14 protein-coding genes are annotated in these 17246 nt (G+C 64.9%); 8 read left to right on the forward strand and 6 right to left on the reverse strand.

Annotated elements, in window-relative coordinates:
* The 3 genes from AC04PT_RS06930 to AC04PT_RS06940 all read right to left on the reverse strand — a co-directional run bounded on the left by AC04PT_RS06930 (position 1) and on the right by AC04PT_RS06940 (position 3896).
* Complete coding sequence (locus AC04PT_RS06930; protein WP_482872878.1) at positions 1-1308, reverse strand: NAD(P)-dependent oxidoreductase; 1308 nt, start codon at positions 1306-1308, stop codon at positions 1-3.
* 195 nt (positions 1309-1503) lie between these two features.
* Positions 1504-2322, reverse strand: coding sequence for a hypothetical protein (locus tag AC04PT_RS06935; protein WP_482872879.1), 819 nt, complete (start codon positions 2320-2322; stop codon positions 1504-1506).
* Positions 2323-2345: 23 nt separating this feature from the next.
* Positions 2346-3896, reverse strand: a complete 1551-nt coding sequence (locus AC04PT_RS06940) for a M28 family peptidase (RefSeq protein ID WP_482872880.1) — start codon at positions 3894-3896, stop codon at positions 2346-2348.
* A 434-nt stretch (positions 3897-4330) separates the two neighbouring features.
* On the opposite strand from AC04PT_RS06940, the gene AC04PT_RS06945 reads away from it, so the two are divergent.
* The 7 genes from AC04PT_RS06945 to AC04PT_RS06975 all read left to right on the forward strand — a co-directional run bounded on the left by AC04PT_RS06945 (position 4331) and on the right by AC04PT_RS06975 (position 11514).
* Entirely contained in the window at positions 4331-5350 is a 1020-nt protein-coding gene (locus tag AC04PT_RS06945) for a Bug family tripartite tricarboxylate transporter substrate binding protein (RefSeq protein ID WP_482872882.1), read from the forward strand.
* Positions 5351-5411: 61 nt separating this feature from the next.
* Complete coding sequence (locus AC04PT_RS06950; protein ID WP_482872883.1) at positions 5412-5897, forward strand: tripartite tricarboxylate transporter TctB family protein; 486 nt, start codon at positions 5412-5414, stop codon at positions 5895-5897.
* Positions 5894-7417, forward strand: coding sequence for a tripartite tricarboxylate transporter permease (locus tag AC04PT_RS06955; RefSeq protein WP_482872884.1), 1524 nt, complete (start codon positions 5894-5896; stop codon positions 7415-7417). Before AC04PT_RS06950 ends, AC04PT_RS06955 begins: the two co-directional genes overlap by 4 nt.
* 110 nt (positions 7418-7527) lie before the next feature.
* Positions 7528-8190, forward strand: coding sequence for a TetR/AcrR family transcriptional regulator (locus AC04PT_RS06960; protein WP_482872885.1), 663 nt, complete (start codon positions 7528-7530; stop codon positions 8188-8190).
* Positions 8191-8376: 186 nt separating this feature from the next.
* On the forward strand, positions 8377-9528 hold the full coding sequence (locus AC04PT_RS06965) for a Gfo/Idh/MocA family protein (RefSeq protein ID WP_482872887.1): 1152 nt from the start codon (positions 8377-8379) through the stop codon (positions 9526-9528).
* Between the two features lie 10 nt (positions 9529-9538).
* On the forward strand, positions 9539-10693 hold the full coding sequence (locus tag AC04PT_RS06970) for a dihydrodipicolinate synthase family protein (protein WP_482872888.1): 1155 nt from the start codon (positions 9539-9541) through the stop codon (positions 10691-10693).
* Complete coding sequence (locus AC04PT_RS06975; protein WP_482872889.1) at positions 10690-11514, forward strand: sugar phosphate isomerase/epimerase family protein; 825 nt, start codon at positions 10690-10692, stop codon at positions 11512-11514. Before AC04PT_RS06970 ends, AC04PT_RS06975 begins: the two co-directional genes overlap by 4 nt.
* A gap of 5 nt (positions 11515-11519) precedes the next feature.
* On the opposite strand, the gene AC04PT_RS06980 is transcribed toward AC04PT_RS06975, so the two are convergent.
* Positions 11520-12629 carry a patatin-like phospholipase family protein gene (locus AC04PT_RS06980; RefSeq protein WP_482872890.1) on the reverse strand — a complete coding sequence of 370 codons (1110 nt, stop codon included), beginning with the start codon at positions 12627-12629 and terminating at the stop codon, positions 11520-11522.
* Positions 12622-13746, reverse strand: coding sequence for an SIR2 family protein (locus AC04PT_RS06985; protein ID WP_482872891.1), 1125 nt, complete (start codon positions 13744-13746; stop codon positions 12622-12624). The genes AC04PT_RS06980 and AC04PT_RS06985 overlap by 8 nt, the downstream gene beginning before the upstream one ends.
* Positions 13747-14084: 338 nt before the next feature.
* Here AC04PT_RS06985 and AC04PT_RS06990 point away from each other — a divergent pair, with 338 nt between their 5' ends.
* Positions 14085-15665 (forward strand): ABC transporter substrate-binding protein, encoded by a 1581-nt coding sequence (locus AC04PT_RS06990; RefSeq protein ID WP_482872892.1) that lies wholly within the window; start codon positions 14085-14087, stop codon positions 15663-15665.
* Between the two features lie 102 nt (positions 15666-15767).
* Here the strand turns inward: AC04PT_RS06990 and AC04PT_RS06995 are convergent, their stop codons facing one another.
* Complete coding sequence (locus tag AC04PT_RS06995; protein WP_482872893.1) at positions 15768-17063, reverse strand: FAD-dependent oxidoreductase; 1296 nt, start codon at positions 17061-17063, stop codon at positions 15768-15770.
* Positions 17064-17246: the final 183 nt, after the last annotated feature.

The following is a 17246-nucleotide window of genomic DNA, read 5'->3' on the forward strand; positions in this document are numbered from 1 at the left end:
TCAGGCAGTGAGCGTCGCGTGAATGTCTTCCGCCGCGTCGCGGCCTTCGGCAACGGCAACCACCGTGAGGTCCTCGCCGGGGGTGCAGTCGCCGCCGGCCCAGACGCCGTCAATGCCGGTGCGGCCAGCGTCCGTCACCGCGACTTTGCCGCCGTCGAGGCTCAGACCGTCGAGCGGCACCAGCGTCTGGCCGATGGCGCGCAGCACCTGCACGGCGGGCAGTTCGAGGTAGTCGCCGGTGCCTTGCAGGCGCCCGTTGGCGTCGGCGGTATATTCCAGCACCAGCTTACCATCTTTCATCGCCACCGGCATCACGTTCGTCAGGATGCGGACGCCCTTGGAGGCCGCGAGATCCTGCTCGTACTTCGAGGCACCCATGCGGTCACGGCCGCGGCGATAGGCGAGGGTGACGTTTTCGGCACCAAGCAGCTTGGACTGCACGGCGGCGTCCACCGCCGTCATGCCGCCACCGATCACCACCACGTCGCGGCCCACGGGCAGGGTGGTCAGGTCGGCGGTCTGGCGCAGGGTGGCGATGAAATCGACGGCGTTGTCGGCGGCCTCGTCGCCCTCCATGCCCAGTGCGTTGACGGCACCGAGGCCGATGCCGAGGAAGACCGCGTCGTGATCGGCCTTGAGCGCGTCCAGCGTGATGTCGCGGCCCAGCGCCTTGCCGTATTCCACGGTGATGCCGCCGATGCCCATCAGCCACTCGGCCTCGCGCGCGGCGAAATCATCGGTCGTCTTGTAGGCGGCCAGCCCGTATTCGTTGAGCCCGCCGGGCTTGGGCCGCGCCTCAAAGATGGTGACCTTGTGGCCCTTCATCGCCAGCCGGTGCGCGCAGGCAAGGCCGGCCGGCCCCGCGCCCACCACCGCGATGTGCTTGCCGCTGTCGGCGGCGCGGGTGAAGGGGTGGCCCTGCCGGGTCATCAGCGCGTCGGTGGCATAACGCTGCAGGCGGCCGATCTCGACCGGCTTGCCCTCGGCCAGTTCGCGCACGCAGGCCTCTTCGCAGAGCGTTTCGGTCGGGCAGACACGGGCGCACATGCCGCCGAGGATGTTCTGTTCGAGGATGGTCTGCGCAGCCGCCTCGGGCTGGCCGGTCGAAATCTGCCTGATGAACAGCGGGATGTCGATGTCTGTGGGGCAGGCGGTGATGCAGGGCGCATCGTGGCAGAAGTAGCAGCGGTCGGCGGCGACATGCGCCTCATGCGCATCCAGCGGCGGGTGCAGGTCGGAGAAATTGGCCGCGAGGTCCTCGGGGGACAGCCGCGCGGCGGCGATACCTGGGGTCAACGGGTTGGTCATGGTAGCTCCCTGTTCTTTTGACGACAGGCTGCCACAGAAAATTTTTTTATCAAATGGTAAAAAACGGTGAAGCGGCGGAAATGTGCGGCTTGTATAAGGAAAGCGCGTGAAAACAGACGTTTCCGGGTGGGGCGAAAGATTTGCGAGACGCGCGGAACGGGCCGCCCGGGCGGTCTTTCGACGCTGGAGCACGTGTTAATCGGCGACCGGTGTCCTGTCCAGACCGGACTTGCGGTCGACGATTTCGCCTTGCGCCAGCCGTCTCAGGATCGAGCGAGTCGGCGCATGGGGTTCGCGCTCGGCGGCGTGACGGATGATGGATTTTGCATGGATGTTGTCCTGTCGCAGCAGACTGCGGGCGGCTTCGATCCGGACGGTGGGGTCGGGGTCGGCGAGGCCGCGGTTCACAAAGAGCTCGAAATTGTCGGTTCCGGTCTGTCCGGCCAGCGCGCTCAGCGCGGCCTTGCGCAAGGCGGGGTCGTCCGCGTCCGCGGCGATGTCCCTCAGACGGCGGATCGAGGCCGCGTCGGCGCGGTAGCTGAGCTGGACGATTTCGCGCGTGGCGCGCGCACGCTGGACGCGCAGGTCGGCCGGTGCGGGGTCCTCGGTCGTGGCCCCATCCGACGGGGATTGCGGGGCGACGGTGGTGGGGATGCCGTCGGCAATGACCCAGATCTTGCGCAGCGACGGGGGGCCCGCAGTCGCGCCGTCATAAAGCAGCACGACGGATTTCTGCGCCAAAAGCAGGCGCAAGGCGTCTTCGACCGAGAGCCGGTCGAAGGTCACGTCTTGGTGCAGCGCGGGCAATCTGGCGCTGATCCTGACGTCGACGCCGGCCAGCTCGCCGATCCGCCGGATGATGCTGGCGCGGTCGGTGCCTTGCGGGAGGCTGCCGGACAGCAGGTTTTCACGAGCCTGATAGGTGAGCGATGCGGCGGCGGTGTCATCCACCGAGGCGGTCGCACCAGTGACCGCCGCGCAGATGAGCGCGGCGGCCAGGGCCAGGCGGGCCACAAGTGATTTGCAGCCCGACCGGGTCATCGCAGGGCGCGGGGGCCGCGGAACGCCATGGTTTTCATGGATGCCATCGTCGCGTTGGGGCTCGCCTTGGCCGTGCCATTGACCGACGAGGTCGTCATCGCGAAGGTCAGCACCGCATGCGCGGCCGCGTCGCTCATCTGGTCAAGCGCCTCGAGGCTGATGTTGTCGAACGTGTCGCAGGAGAGGTGGTAGCAGGGGTCGTATTGAGCGCCCGCCACGCCGCCATAGACCGCAGCTTCCTCGGTGGTCTTGGTGCCCTCCGCCCCGGTGAACAGCCCTGCCGCGGGAATGCCGACCGCGATGAACGGGCCATAGTCCGAGCGACCGTCGAAGGCTGTCGGTTCCACCGGCAGGCCCTGCGACGCGAAGTAGTCGAGGAAGATCGCCTCGGCATTGGCTGATCCGTTCGGCCCGGCGGTTCCGGTGGCGTCGCCGTCGCCGTCATAGACGAAGCGCACGAAGTTGGGTGATCCGATCATGTCGAAGTTGAGGTTGATGGCGATGTCCTTGGTGTCGCGCTTCGACAGTTGCGCCACGTAGTATTCAGAACCCAGCAGCCCGGCCTCTTCCGCGCCCCACCAGGCAAACCGGACCTGATTGCGCGGCTCGATCCCCAACTCGGCCATTTGCAGCGCAATTTCGAGGATCGCGCCCGATCCGGTGCCGTTGTCCTGAATGCCGGGGCCTTCGGACACGGAATCGAGATGCGCACCCACCACGACGACGCGGTCGTCCCGGCCGGCCGGGCTGTCGGCGATGACGTTCGCGGTGCTGCGAATTTCGGACGTGGCGTCGACCACCATGCGGACAACGACATCCTCGGCCGTTTCATCGCCATAGGCAGAGGCGAGGTCGGCGCCGACGGAGAACGAGGCGCCCACCACCGGGATGGTGAAATCGGGGCCGCCGAGGGTGCCGAGGAAGTTCTCGTCGCGCTCCGGCTGGCCTTCGTTAAAGATCACCACGCCCAAGGCGCCGGCATCCTGGGCATTGCTGGCCTTCTGGGCGAAGGAGCAGCTGCCGCGCTGGATGATCGCGATGTTGCCGGCATCGAAGTCCGCGAAGTCGGACGCTTCGCAGCCGCTGGTCGAGGTGTTGGCGTCGGGTGCGGGCGGCAGGATCAGATCGACGCCCTGAGCGATGCCGTTCACGTCGCCCGATCCGGAGTAGGACATCGTGGCAAACCCGGGCTCACCGAAGTAGGTGTAGCTGGTCGGGTTGGGCGAGATCTGTTGAAGGATCGCCTCGGTCAGTTCTTCGAAGAAGGGATAGTCGAAGGGCTGCACGGTGACGTTGTATCCGGCCTCCTGCATCAGCCGCGCGACGTATTCGACCGAGTCCTGATAGCCGGCGCTCGAGGCTTCGCGGGTGCCGCCGCTGTTATCGGCGAATTCCTGAAATGCCCACTGGTGGGCACGGATGGCCTCGACCGTGACGGCATCGCGCAGCGCCTGGCTGTCGGTTCCGACAGCTGCGTAACCCGAACCGACGAAAGCGGGTGCCAGAAGCAGTGCAGTCGAACCAAATAGGGTTTTTCCAAATGACATCTGTTCGATCTCCCATGTATTTCCGATTTTTTGAAGGCCCGAGGGTCGTTGCCCAACGGAGCGTCTTGAAAGACGTGCGGTGGCAAAAAGGGTCTGCCTCTGCGCGCGAACAGGCTACGCTCAGATCCGGGTTCTGCGCAACGATTCGTAGAGTTGATCATGAAATTGCAACCCATAGGTTGATACATGGCGTCTGCCTGAAGCGGGTTACGAGCGCGCATGAGGTGGCTTTGCCCGCCGCCGCAATGAGGCAGCAGCGGTGCGGAGCCAGCCATCGGGGGCGAAATGATCCGCCAGTCGGCTTGACACGCCCGGCACGAAAGGTGCGAATGGCAACTTCTGATGTGGCGGCAATGACCATGCGTCAGCCGTAAATTTTGAGAGGTGCCGATCGGCTTCAAAACCTACCACCGGTAGATCACGGAGGAGATATCATGCCCGCCCTTAGGAACCTTGCGCTCGCCGCGGCAGTCAGCGCCCTGACCGCACCGATTGCGGCACAGGATTACAGCTGGAAGCCAGACCGTCCGATCAATATCATCGTGCCGTGGTCGGCGGGCGGATCGACCGACCAGGTCACCCGCGTCGTGGCGCCTATACTGGAAGAGGCCTTGGGCACCGAGATCGTCGTGGTCAACCAGCCCGGCGCCTCCGGATCGACCGGCACCAAGGCAGCGCTGGACGCGCCGCGCGATGGGTACACATGGACCGCCAATGCCATTGCCAACAATGCCACCTATACCGTTACCGGGTTGATCGAGGATACCTCGATCGAGGATTACCGTATCTACCTGCATGTCGCGAATGTGCCGGTGGTCAGCGTAAACGCCAATGCGCCCTACCAGACCTTCCCGGAGCTGCTGGAGGCGATGAAGTCTGGATCGGTCACTGTCGGCACCGCCGGGGTGAACTCGTCTGGCGGCATGGCGTTGGCGTCGATCAAGGAAAGCGCCGAGGGCGACCTGTCGGGAGCCCGGATGATTACCTATGACGGCGGCAACCCCGCGGTGATCGCGGCGGCCAGCGGTGAGGTCGAGGTCACCACGCAGCTTGCGGTGGAACAGACCGAAATGATCCGCGCCGGTCGCCTGCGCCCGCTGACCGTGCTGTCGGACACCGCGCTGGTGGTCGAGGGCATCGACCCGGTGCCGCCGATCACCGACTTCCTGCCGGATTTCCACGTTGCGGCGGATTACTTCGGGGTGTTCATCCCCACCGGTGCCCCGCAGGAGGTCTATGACACCGTTGATCAGGTCTGGCAGGACCATGTGATGAACAGCGAGGCGTTGAAGACTTATGCGACTGACCGTGGCGCCGTGTTTTCGCCGAGCTATGGGCAGGCGGCGCTCGACAAGGCGATGCCGGTTGTGGTGACCGAGGCCTGCGCCCGCGTTACCCGCGGCGAGGCGGTCGTCGATCCCTCCGAGATCGGCATCGACTGCCCCGCTGAATAGGGCCGCGTGGGCGCGCAGCGGAGTACCGCGCCCGCGCCGCGTGGCAACGACAGGTGATCCGATGACCATGGCTCTGGCCGACCGGCTGACAGCGGTCCTCCTCTTTCTGCTCGGGCTGGCGTTGCTGGGCGGGGGTTACATGATGGACCGGCTGGAGGTCCGCCAGATTCATCCGGCTTCGATCCCCGGGCTGGTGCCGATGATCCTTGGCGTCCTGCTGGCGCTTTGCGCGGCGATGCTGTTCTGGTCGTCGTTCAGGGCGCGGGCCGAAGGCGAGGCGATGGTGTTGCGCGGAGGCTCTTGGGTGCGGCTGGGGCTGACCGCCGCGATCTGCGTGATCTATGCGTTGGGGCTGGTCGGGTCGCTGCCCTACGTCTGGGCGACCTTCCTTTTCGCCAGCGCCTTCGCGCTGCTGTTTTCCTTTCCGTTGAACGGCACTCGGCAGGCGCAGGCGGTCGCGGTGCTGGGCGCGCTGGCGCTGGGCACCGGGGTGGCCTTCGGATCGGCGCTGCTGTTCGCAGAGCTGTTTCTGGTGCGGCTGCCATGAGCGGATTGGGCGACCTGTTGAACGGGCTGGCCACGCTGGCGACACCCGGGATGCTGTTTCACGCGGGCTGGGCGACGCTGCTGGGCATTCTGGTGGGATCGCTGCCGGGGCTGACGGCGACCATGGGCGTGGCGCTGATGACTACGCTCACCTATTCGCTGGATTCGACCACCGCGATCCTCGTGCTGGTCTGCATGTATGTCGGCGCGATCTACGGCGGCTCACGCTCTGCCATCCTGCTGAACATCCCCGGCACGCCCGCAAGCGCAGCAACCTCACTGGACGGCTATCCCTTGGCCAAGGCCGGACGGGCCGGCTATGCCATGGGGCTGGCGACGGCCGGATCGGCGCTGGGCACGCTGGCGGGCGTGGTGATGTTGGTGCTGGTAGCGCCGCCCTTGGCCGAGGCTGCGCTGAACTTCGGCAGCTTCGAATTCTTCTGGCTGGCGGTCTTCGGAATCCTGATCTCGGGTCAGCTGACCGCCGGCACCACGCCGCTCAAGGGCTACATTGCGGGGCTGCTTGGGCTGGCGGTCGCCATGATCGGCTCGGAGGGTATCCACGCGCATGTGCGTTTCAACCTCGGGCTACAGGACCTGAATGCGGGCATCGCCCTGATCCCCGCCATGGTCGGTGCCTTCGGCTTTGCCGAGGTGCTGACGGCGATGTGGAACCGCGCCGGCGAGCTGGCGGTGAATAGGGATAAGAGCGACCGGACCCTGCCCGACATGATCGACCTGTGGCGTTACAAGTTCACCATCGCGCGGTCCGGCATCATCGGCACGCTGGTGGGCATCATCCCAGGCGTGGGCGAGGATATCGGCGCCTGGGCCAGCTATGCGGCGGCGCGCAGGACCTCGAAGGAGAAGGACAGGTTCGGCCACGGCAGCCACGAGGGGCTGATTGCGGCCGAGACCGGCAACTCGGCGGTGGTGCCCGGCTCGCTGATCCCGGCGATCACGCTTGCGGTGCCGGGCTCGGCCTCGTCGGCGGTGCTGATCGCGGCGCTGTTCATCCACGGCATAAGGCCGGGGCCGCTGATCATGATCGAGCAGCCGGACTTCATCGGTCTGATCAGCGCCATGGTGGTGATCGCGACGCTGTTCATGGCCTTCTTCGGGCTGACGCTGACGCGGGTCTTCGTGCAGGTGCTGAAGGTGCCCTATGCCTATCTGATGCCGGTGGTCTTCGTGCTCTGCGTGATCGGCACCTACGCGTTGAGCCAGCGGATTTTCGACATCTGGATCATGGTGGCCTTCGGGCTGGTGGGCTTCGTGCTGCGGCAGATGAAATACCCGATGGCGCCCCTGGTTCTGGGGATCATCCTCGGTGACCTGCTGGACAAGAGCTTGCGCCGCGGCCTGACGCTGAGCGACGGCGATTTGGCGCCGTTCTTCACCCGGCCGGTGTCGGCGGTCTTCGTGGCGCTGATCGTGCTGTCGATCGCAATGAACGTGGCGTCGGTGCGGCGGGCGGCGCTGGCGCCCTTTCGCTGGATCGGGGCCCGACTAAATGCCTGACCGACCCCTTTTGGATGCGGATCCGGCTTGACCCGACGGCAGTCTCTGAACAGTGGCTTGGCGGCGCAACGACATATACACTTAACATCGAAACGATGAGACGAGATTGAATGGCCAAACAGGTGACCCCGATCCGCAGGGATCGCAAGCGCAACCCCGAAGTGACACGCTCCGCCATCCTGATTGCGGCTTTGCAGGAGTTCAGCGAAGTCGGCCACTCCGGCGCTCGCGTGGACCGCATCGCCGCACGGGCCGGTGTCAGCAAGCCGATGATCTACGACTACTTCGGTGACAAGGACGCGGTCTATGCCGCCGCGCTGCGCGAGGCCTATGTCCAGATCCGCGAGGGGGAGTCCAAGCTGGAACTGGACACCCGTGAGCCGGGAGAGGCGATCCGGACGCTGGTGATGTTCACCATGAACCACTTCTGGAACAACCCCTGGTTTATCCGGATGCTCAACACCGAGAACCTCCGGGGTGGGTCGACCATTCGGGAACTCAAGGACGCGGCCGACATCCAGTCGCTGTTGCTGCAGCGGGTCGATGAAATTCTGCGCAAGGGGCGCGAGACCGGTCTTTTCAAATCCGAAATGTCCCCGGTGGAACTGTACATCTTCATTGCCTCGGTCTGCTGGTTTCCGATCTCGAACATGCACACCCTGTCGATCGCTTTTCGCACCCCGATCGAGGAAGACTGGCTGACCGGCCATGCCGAGAAGGCTGCGAACATGATTGTGACCTATCTGAAGACTGCCGACCCGGATGCGGAGTAGCCACGCTCAGCCCCCCGTTTAGCACAACCCTTTCGGGAACGAGGTCGCCCTGCGGCACCATCTTCGGCTTGACATAACTGATATAAACTACTATTTAGTAAGTTAAGCGTTTCAACCGTGCGGCGTAGTGAAGGGAGCGCGTGTCAGGGGGCGGCCCGGAGGGGCGTCAAGGCGGGGGACGTGACAATGGCAACACGACGCATCGGCATTATCATGCACGGGGTCACCGGCCGAATGGGGATGAACCAGCACCTGATCCGCTCGGTTCTGGCGATCCGCGATGAGGGCGGCATGGCGCTCAGGACCGGCGACCGGCTTGTGCCCGACGTCATCATCGTGGGCCGCAATGATGCCAAGATTGCCGAACTGGCCGCCAAACACGGCGTCGAGCGCTATACCACCGACCTTGATGCGGCGCTGGCCAACCCTGACGACTCGATCTTCTTTGACGCTGCCAGCACCCGGATGCGCCCCGGCCTGCTGCGCAAGGCAATCGACGCGGGCAAGCATGTCTATTCGGAAAAGCCCGTTTCGGAGAGGCTGGATGAAGCCATTGCCATTGCCCGCCACGCCAAGGAAAAGGGCGTCAAGAACGGCATCGTGCATGACAAGCTGGACCTGCCGGGTCTCGTTAAGCTCAAGCGGTTGCGCGACGCAGGGTTCTTCGGGCGAATCCTCAGCGTGCGTGGCGAGTTCGGCTACTGGGTGTTCGAGGGCGACTGGATGGCGGCACAGCGGCCGTCGTGGAATTATCGCAAGCAGGACGGCGGCGGCTTAGTGTCGGACATGCTCTGCCACTGGCGCTATGTGCTGGATAATGTAATCGCGCCGGTCAAGGCGGTATCCTGTACCGCCGTCACTCACATCCCCGAGCGCTGGGACGAGAACGGCGAACGCTATGACGCCACCGCCGACGACGCCGCCTATGCGACCTTCGAACTGGAGGGCGGCATCATTGCCCAGCTCAACAGCTCGTGGTGTACGCGCGTGCGGCGCGACGATCTGGTGACCTTTCACATCGACGGCACCCACGGCAGCGCGGTGGCCGGGTTGCACACCTGTTATTCCCAGGCACGGGTCAACACGCCCAAGCCGGTCTGGAACCCCGACCAGAAACAGACGATGAATTTTTTCGACGACTGGGTCGAAGTGCCCGACAACGCCGATTTCGACAACGGCTTCAAGGTGCAGTGGGAGCAGTTCCTGCGCCACGTGGTCGAGGATGGGCCCTGGTCTTATACGCTGGCAGAGGGCGCCAAGGGCGTGCAACTGGCCGAACTGGGCTACAGGAGTTCCGCGGAACGCCGCTGGCTCGATGTGCCGGCGCTGGACATCTGAGGAGGCGGAGATGGCGAGGCTGATCCTGCCCACCTCTGGCGGCGGCCTAGCACCGGTCGAGATCGCCGCAGGCCCTGTCCCGGTGCCGGGCGGCGATTGGACCCGCACCGCCTATGCCGCGGCGCATGTGGTCTCTGACCCAACGGCAGACGTCGACCCCGGCGATGGGATGGCCGTCGATTGGCACCGCACGATCTCGTTTCGCCAGCACCTGTGGTCATTGGGGCTTGGTGTGGCCGAGGCGATGGACACCGCGCAGCGCGGCATGGGTCTGGACTGGCCGACCTCGCTGGAGTTGATCCGTCGCAGCATGGACGCCGCGCCCGAGGGTGCGTTGATCGCCAGCGGCGCCGGGACCGACCACCTTGCCCCCGGCCCGAATGTCACCATCGACGACGTGATCGCCGCCTACGAGATGCAATGCGAGGCGGTCGAGGCCACCGGCAGCCGCGTGATCCTGATGACCAGCCGTGCGCTGGTGCAGGCCGCGAAAGGACCGGAGGACTACGCGAGGGTCTATGCCCGCGTGCTGTCGGGTCTGAGACAGCCGGCGATCCTGCACTGGCTGGGCGAGATGTTTGATCCGGCACTTGCGGGCTACTGGGGCAACGGCGACCACATGACGGCAATGGAGACCTGTCTGTCGGTCATCTCCGACAACGCCGACAAGATAGACGGTATCAAGATCTCGCTGCTGTCGGCCGAGAAGGAGATCGCCATGCGCCGGCGTCTGCCCAAGGGCGTGGCGATGTACACCGGCGACGACTTCAACTACCCCGAGCTGATCAAGGGCGACGATCGGGGCTATTCGCATGCGCTGCTGGGCATCTTCGATCTTATCGCCGGAGCGGCATCCCGGGCGCTGACGGCCTTGGCCGAGGGGGATGCCGCCGCCTATCACGATGCGTTCGATCCGACCGTGCCGCTCAGCCGCCATATCTTCAGGGCGCCGACGCGTTTCTACAAGACCGGTGTGGTGTTCCTTGCCTACCTGATGGGCCATCAGGACCACTTCACCATGATCGGTGGGCAGGAAAGTGCCCGATCGACCCTGCACCTGGCTGAGACGATCCGGCTGGCGAACGCGGCGCAGATCTTCACCGATCCCGACGAGGTGGTGCGCCGCGCCAAGCCGGTCTTCCAGGCCCGGGGTGTCTGGTCATGAGAACGCTGACCGCCGCCGACCTGTCGCTGAACACCGCGACCGTTTCGAGGCAATGGACCCTTGCGGAATGCATCGAGGGCTGCAAGCGTCACGGCATCGGTGGCATTTCCCCTTGGCGCGACGCGCTGCAGGCGTGTGGCGTAGACCGCGCCGCCAAGCTGATCCGCGAGGCGGGGCTTGGCGTATCGGGGCTCTGCCGGGGCGGATGGTATACATCCGAGGGCGCGCTGACACAGAGCGTGATCGACGACAACAGGCGCGCCGTGGACGAAGCCGCCGCCATCGGTGCGGACTGCCTTGTCATGGTGGTGGGCGGGTTGCCCAGAGGCTCCAAGGATATCGAGGCCGCGCGTGAGATCGTCACCGAAGGGCTGGAGAAGACGCTGGACTACGCCCGCACCGCCGACGTGAAGATCGCCATTGAGCCGTTGCACCCGATGTATGCCGCCGACCGCGCCTGCGTGAACAGCACCGGGCAAGCGCTGGATATCTGCGACAGGCTCGGCGACGGAATCGGCGTGGCGCTGGACGTCTATCACATCTGGTGGGACCCCGAGGTCGCGGCGCAGATAAAGCGCGCCGGCCGGGACCGACTTCACGCCTTCCATGTCTGTGACTGGCTGAACCCGACCCGCGACCTGTTGACCGATCGGGGTATGATGGGCGAGGGCGTCATCGACATCCCGGCGCTGCGCGGCATGGTCGAGGATCAGGGCTTCGACGGTTTCGTCGAGGTCGAAATCTTCTCGGCAAGGAACTGGTGGACCAAGCCGGCGGACGACGTGCTGGCGGCCATGGTAAAGGCGCTGCCTGCGATCTGACCGGCTCAGGTCAGCGGGTGTTCGGGAAGCGGAAGTCCGTCCGGCGGCGCGGCATCGGGCGTCAGGTAGGTGCGCATCCGCTCGTCGCAGCAGGCAAAACCCCAGTTGATCAGCAATCCCTGCTCGGTGTCATCGAAGGCGTTGAGCCGGGTGCGCATCGCGGCGATCCGCGCCACGGTGGCGGGCGAGCGCGGCAGCAGATCGGGGGCTGCGTCGGACGTCGGCCCCATGTCGATGCCCCAGTAGGATAGCTTCTGCTCGGTGAAGGGGCGCAAGGCGAACAACGCCGACACCCGGCGCGCGCGGGACTGATCCATCGCGATGTCGAGTGCGCGCAGCACCTGTTTCGGCGACAGCGGACCGAAGGTCGGGCCGTGGGTGAAGGGCTTGCCCGCGTCCGAGCACAGGATGGTGCCGAAGCGGTCGATGCGTTCGAGCCCGAGGTTGTCGTAGACGCCGCCGTCAGTCAGGTTGAGCTTGGTGGTGAACTCCGGTTTGCCAAAGAACTGCGTGCCCGGCAGGTCGCTCCAGTCCGAAGCGGCGAGGTCGAAGCTTACCGGCGACAGCACCGGGGGAAAGGCGCTGGAGGCGGCCATCGCCTGTGCCACGCTGAACCTTGCGGTATTGCGGATCTCGCCCACGAGGTAATCTGCCACCCGCACCCGCGAAAACCGGCAGGTGCGGCCGGTCTGAAGATTGGTGGACTTGAAAATGAAATCCGGCCGCTCGGGCATTTCGTCGAGGGTCATGCCACCCGTGAGCTGTTCGTCATAGGCGTCGATCAGGCGCTCGGCGGCGGACTTGGTAAAAGGGATCAGGCCCAGGCCCACGACCTTGAGGTCCAGCGTCTGGCGGCAGAAGTCGCGCAGCGGTTCGATGACCTCAGGCATCAGGTTGCCGGCCACGCCGCCCGCGCCGAACTGCAGGCGCGACCAACGCGCCGCAAGCCGGCCCGAGGCGATCGAGCCGCCCGACACGCTGGTGATCCGGTCGAGCCTCGGCAGCCAGCCGAGTTCGTTCAGACGCATCAGCGCGCCGCAATGGTAGAGCGTGGCGCGGAAGCCGCCGCCCGAAAGGGCAAGGCCGATGCGGGTGTCGGGGCGGGCGTCAGGCATCGGTAATGTCTTTCAGGATGGTCGGGATGTCGGCGTGGTTGTCGTACCAGATGGGCGTGATGCCCAGCCGCCGCAGGACGCGTGTCTCCTGCTCCTGCGCAAGGTCTTCGACCGCCTCCAGAATGCCCCGGATCTCGTGTTCGTAGCGGCTAGCGGCCTTGACGTTGTGACGCTGAAACCCCTTTTCCTTGCGGCCCATGGCGCGGGACTTGATGCCGGCGCTCTGAAAATCGTCCAGCAGCTGTTTCGCAGCGCGGTCGATCCCGTCGACCTGTGTCTTGTCGGGGACATGCCGGTCGGGGGTCTTCAGAACAGCGTAAATCTGCGCCCGCACCGGTGACAGTGACAGCGCGTCCAGTAGGCGGCGGATATTGCGGTCCGACAGCGACAGGCCGACCATCAACCCCACCGAGCTGGACATTTCGCGCAGCTGCACGAGGTTGGACCAGCTATAGGGGTCGCTGGCGGCGGCGTTGTATTCCTCTTCGGTGAAGACCACGCCTTCGGGCCCGGGGCCACCGTCGCGCGGAAAGGGGATGTAGCCGTGGACGTGAAAAATCGGCAGGCGGTTGCGTGGCGGCGCAGCGCGACTGAAGACCGGTGCGGCCTGCCTCTGGCCCTCAAGCGCGCGCTCCAGCAGGTCGTCGTAGTTGTAGGTCACTACCGAACGGACACCATAGCGTTGCCCGGTGTTGCTGGCACAGAGCCGGGCAACTGCTTGCAGCGTCTCGTTCCCGTCGATCTCGGGCGCGCCGCTGTCACGCAGGGTGGCATCCTCGATCCGGTAGAGACCGTCTCGTACTGCCGACAGGAACTCGACGTCGCCGTGCTCACCCTCGGGGTAAAGCTGGCGCAGCTTGCGGGCAACGACCTCCAGCGGTTCACGGGCTTCGCCCAGATACCAGTCGGCAATGGCAAAAAGGTAATTGGGGAAGGGGCGCCACTGGCCGAGCTTGGCCTCGGAGATGGCAGCGAAATAGACCGAGAGTACCAGCTTGTCCCAAGTCGGCAGGGCGCTGGCGACCGAAACACCGGCGCCAAGGTAGAGGCAGAGCTGCCGGTCCCTGAAAGCGCCATGCAGGGTTTCGCGGGCGTTGTCGGGCCAAACATAGGTCATGCCGAAAGACCCTGACGGCAGCAACCGGTGCAGGCCGGCCGCGCAATCGGTGGACAGAAGGATTTCAGACGCACGGCAGCAATTCCTGAAATTAAAAGGCGAGTTCTGAAAACTTTCGCAACCAGTGTGTGTGCGGAGGGGTGATTCAGCAAGGATTTTTTTGCCGTCTGGTCAAATTTTTCGCCCGCGTCCGAGTCCTGACTGCAAGGGCGACAGCGCTAACAGGCGCCGCCACTGGACCGCGCGGCCGCATCTGGGGCCTTGTCAATCGCAACGCGGTGGCAAAGACTGCGCGCATTGGCAAAGACCAGAAACGAAAACAACCAACAGGAAACTCCATGAACAAGACACTCGTATGCACCGTGACGGCCGCTCTGCTGGCCTCCACCGCATCGCTGAGCGCCGAGACGCTGCGCTGGGCGCGCTCCGGTGACGCGCTCACGCTTGACCCGCATGCCCAGAACGAGGGCCCGACCCACACCATTCGCCACCAGATGTACGAACCGCTGATCATCCGTGATGTGAAGGGCGATTTCGAACCCGCGTTGGCCACCAACTGGGCGCCGTCCGAAGACGATCCGAACGTCTGGGTCTTCAACCTGCGTGAAGGCGTGAAATTCCACGATGGCGCGGACTTTACCGCTGAGGACGTGGTGTTCAGCTTCGAGCGCGCCAAGCAGCCGAACTCGGACATGAAAGAGCTGATCGGCTCGATCACCGAGGTCCGCGCGGTCGACGACTACACCATCGAGATGGTCACTGACGGCCCGAACCCGATCCTGCCGTCGAACCTGACCAACCTCTTCATCCTCGACAAAGGCTGGGCCGAGGCCAACGACACCGTCAACGTCCAGGACTTTGAAGGCGGCGAGATCACCTATGCCACCACCAACGCCAACGGCACCGGACCCTACAAGCTGGAAAGCCGCGAGCCGGACGTGAAGACGGTGATGACCATCAACGAGGATTACTGGGGTAAGGACCAGTTCCCGATGGAAGTGACCGAAATCGTCTATACCCCGATCCAGAATGCCGCCACGCGGGTTGCCGCGCTGCTTTCGGGCGAGGTCGACTTTCTTCAGGACATGCCGGTGCAGGATCTGGACCGCGTCAACAACGCCGAGGGTCTGACCGTCAAGCAGGCGCCGCAGAACCGGGTGATCTTCTTCGGGATGAACCAGGGCGCCGATGACATCGAGGCAGACAATGTCGAGGGCAAGAACCCCTTGGCCGACGTCAAGGTGCGCAAGGCAATGTCGATGGCGATCAACCGCGATGCCATCCGCCAGGTCGTGATGCGCGGCCAGTCACAGCCCGCCGGCATGATCGCGCCGCCCTTCGTCAACGGCTGGACCGAGGAGATGGACGCTGAGGCCAAGACCGACATCGAGGCCGCCAAGGCGCTGATGGAGGAAGCGGGCTATGCCGACGGCTTCTCGATCCGACTGGACTGCCCGAACGACCGCTATGTCAATGACGAGGCGATCTGTCAGGCCGCCGTCGGCATGCTGGGTCAGATCGGCGTGACCGTGAACCTCGACGCGAAGCCCAAGGCGCAGCACTTCCCGCTCATCACAGACGGCAAGACCGACTTCTACATGCTGGGCTGGGGCGTGCCGACTTACGATTCCGAATACATCTTCAACTTCCTCGTGCACGGGCGCGAAGATGACATCGGTACCTGGAACGGCACCGGCTACGACAACGACGAGCTGGATGCCAAGATCGAGACGCTGGCGTCGAACACCGATCTGGAGGCCCGAAACAAGGACATCGCGGACATCTGGCGGGTGGTTCAGGATGAGCAGCTCTACATCCCGATCCACCACCAAGTGCTGAACTGGGGCATGGCCGAGAAGGTCGGCATCGAGGTCGACCCGGAAGACCAGCCCAAGATCAAGTACTTCACGATGAACTGAGCCTGCCGCTTCGGCGCTGGTTCGACACCTAAATGACAAAGACGCCCCCGCGAATGTTCGTGGGGGCGTTGTCGTTTGACATGATGACCTTGTCCGGCCGCGTCAGCCCGTGACGAGGCGGTTGACCCCTTGACGCGTCAAGGACGCAATCAGTGCGTCGGGTGGAAGTTCCTGTACGGGCACGTTCGCCTGCAATGCCAGCGCGGCGGCGGTGCCGGTCGCCTGTCCCATCGTCATGCACTGCGGCATCCCCCGGACCGAGGCAAAGGCCACTGGGTCCGCCGACAGGATGCGACCGGCGAACATCAGGTTCGCAATCCCGACGGGGATCAGGGAGCGGAACGGAATGGTATAGAAATCGCCCGGCTGCAACGCGGCCTCGTGGGTCATGTCACCCTCGGCGCGCATGACGTCGTCGATCGGGTTGTCGCAGGCCACGATGCCGTCGGGGAACTTGGTCGCGCGGGCAAGGTCCGCGCCGGTCACGCGGTAGACGCCCTCCAGCTTGCGCGTTTCGCGCACGCCGACGGTTGGTGACAGCATCGACATGTGCGCCTGTTCGAAGCCCGGCACGTCGCTGCGCAGGAACCGCGCCAGCTGGAGGCATCGGCGGCGGCCTTCCTGCGTGGCCTTGCCCACCGCGACGGGGGCGGTGCCATCGACGCCCCGGACATGGACGGAATTGCAGAAGACGGTGCCCCGGTGAAAGCCGCGCATGAGATAGAGCCTTGCAAGGTCGGGGTGAAGGCGCCCCTCGGCGACACCGCGCGCGCCGTAGCGTTCGAAATAGGGGTCGGGATTGGCGAAGGCCGCCTGCCAGTCCACGCCGACCATGTGAAACGAGATCGTGACCGCCATCATGTTGCCGCACGCGTCGCCAAGCACGTGCGGCACGCCCGCCTTTGCAGAGAGGTCGCCGTCGCCCGAGCAGTCGATGACAATGCCGGCCTCGACGGTGAACGGCCCGTTCCTGTCGCAACATGACACTGCTGCGATCCTGTCGCCCTGCATCTGCGGATGCAGCGCCATTGCGCCCAACCGGAGCCGCACGCCCGCCTCTTCCAGCATCTCGAACATGGTGAGTGTCGCGAGGTCGTGGTCGTAGACGATCTCGGGCCCGAAATTGTCCAGTGTGCAGGGGCGCACCTCGGCCGCGGGCGGATCCATCGCGGCAAGCCGCTCCGTAAGCTCCTGAATGAGGCCGCCGACGATCCGGTCCTGCGGGTATCCGCCGCCCCAGGGCATGCCGGGGCAAAAGGCCATGACGCCGCCGATCTTGGTGGTCGCCTCCAGCAGGGTCACGCTGAGCCCCTGCCGGGCCGCGGCGAGGGCGGCGCCGAACCCGGCCGTGCCGCCACCAACCACCAGTGCATCCCGCTTCTCGTTTCGCGTATCCATGCGTCTTGCTCCCGTATATCCTTGGGGTGGTGGCCTGCCTCGACCGGACGGTGAGAAACCGCGGGATTGCTGTCAAGCCGTCGGTCCAGGCCATAGCCACAGCACGCCACTCTGTCGACGGCTTGATACTGGCCGCTGCCACTGGTCCGCGTGCTTGCCGATGGACGCTTCGCCGTCCTGTGC

It is taken from the genome of Litorisediminivivens sp. KMU-197, from assembly GCF_056858395.1.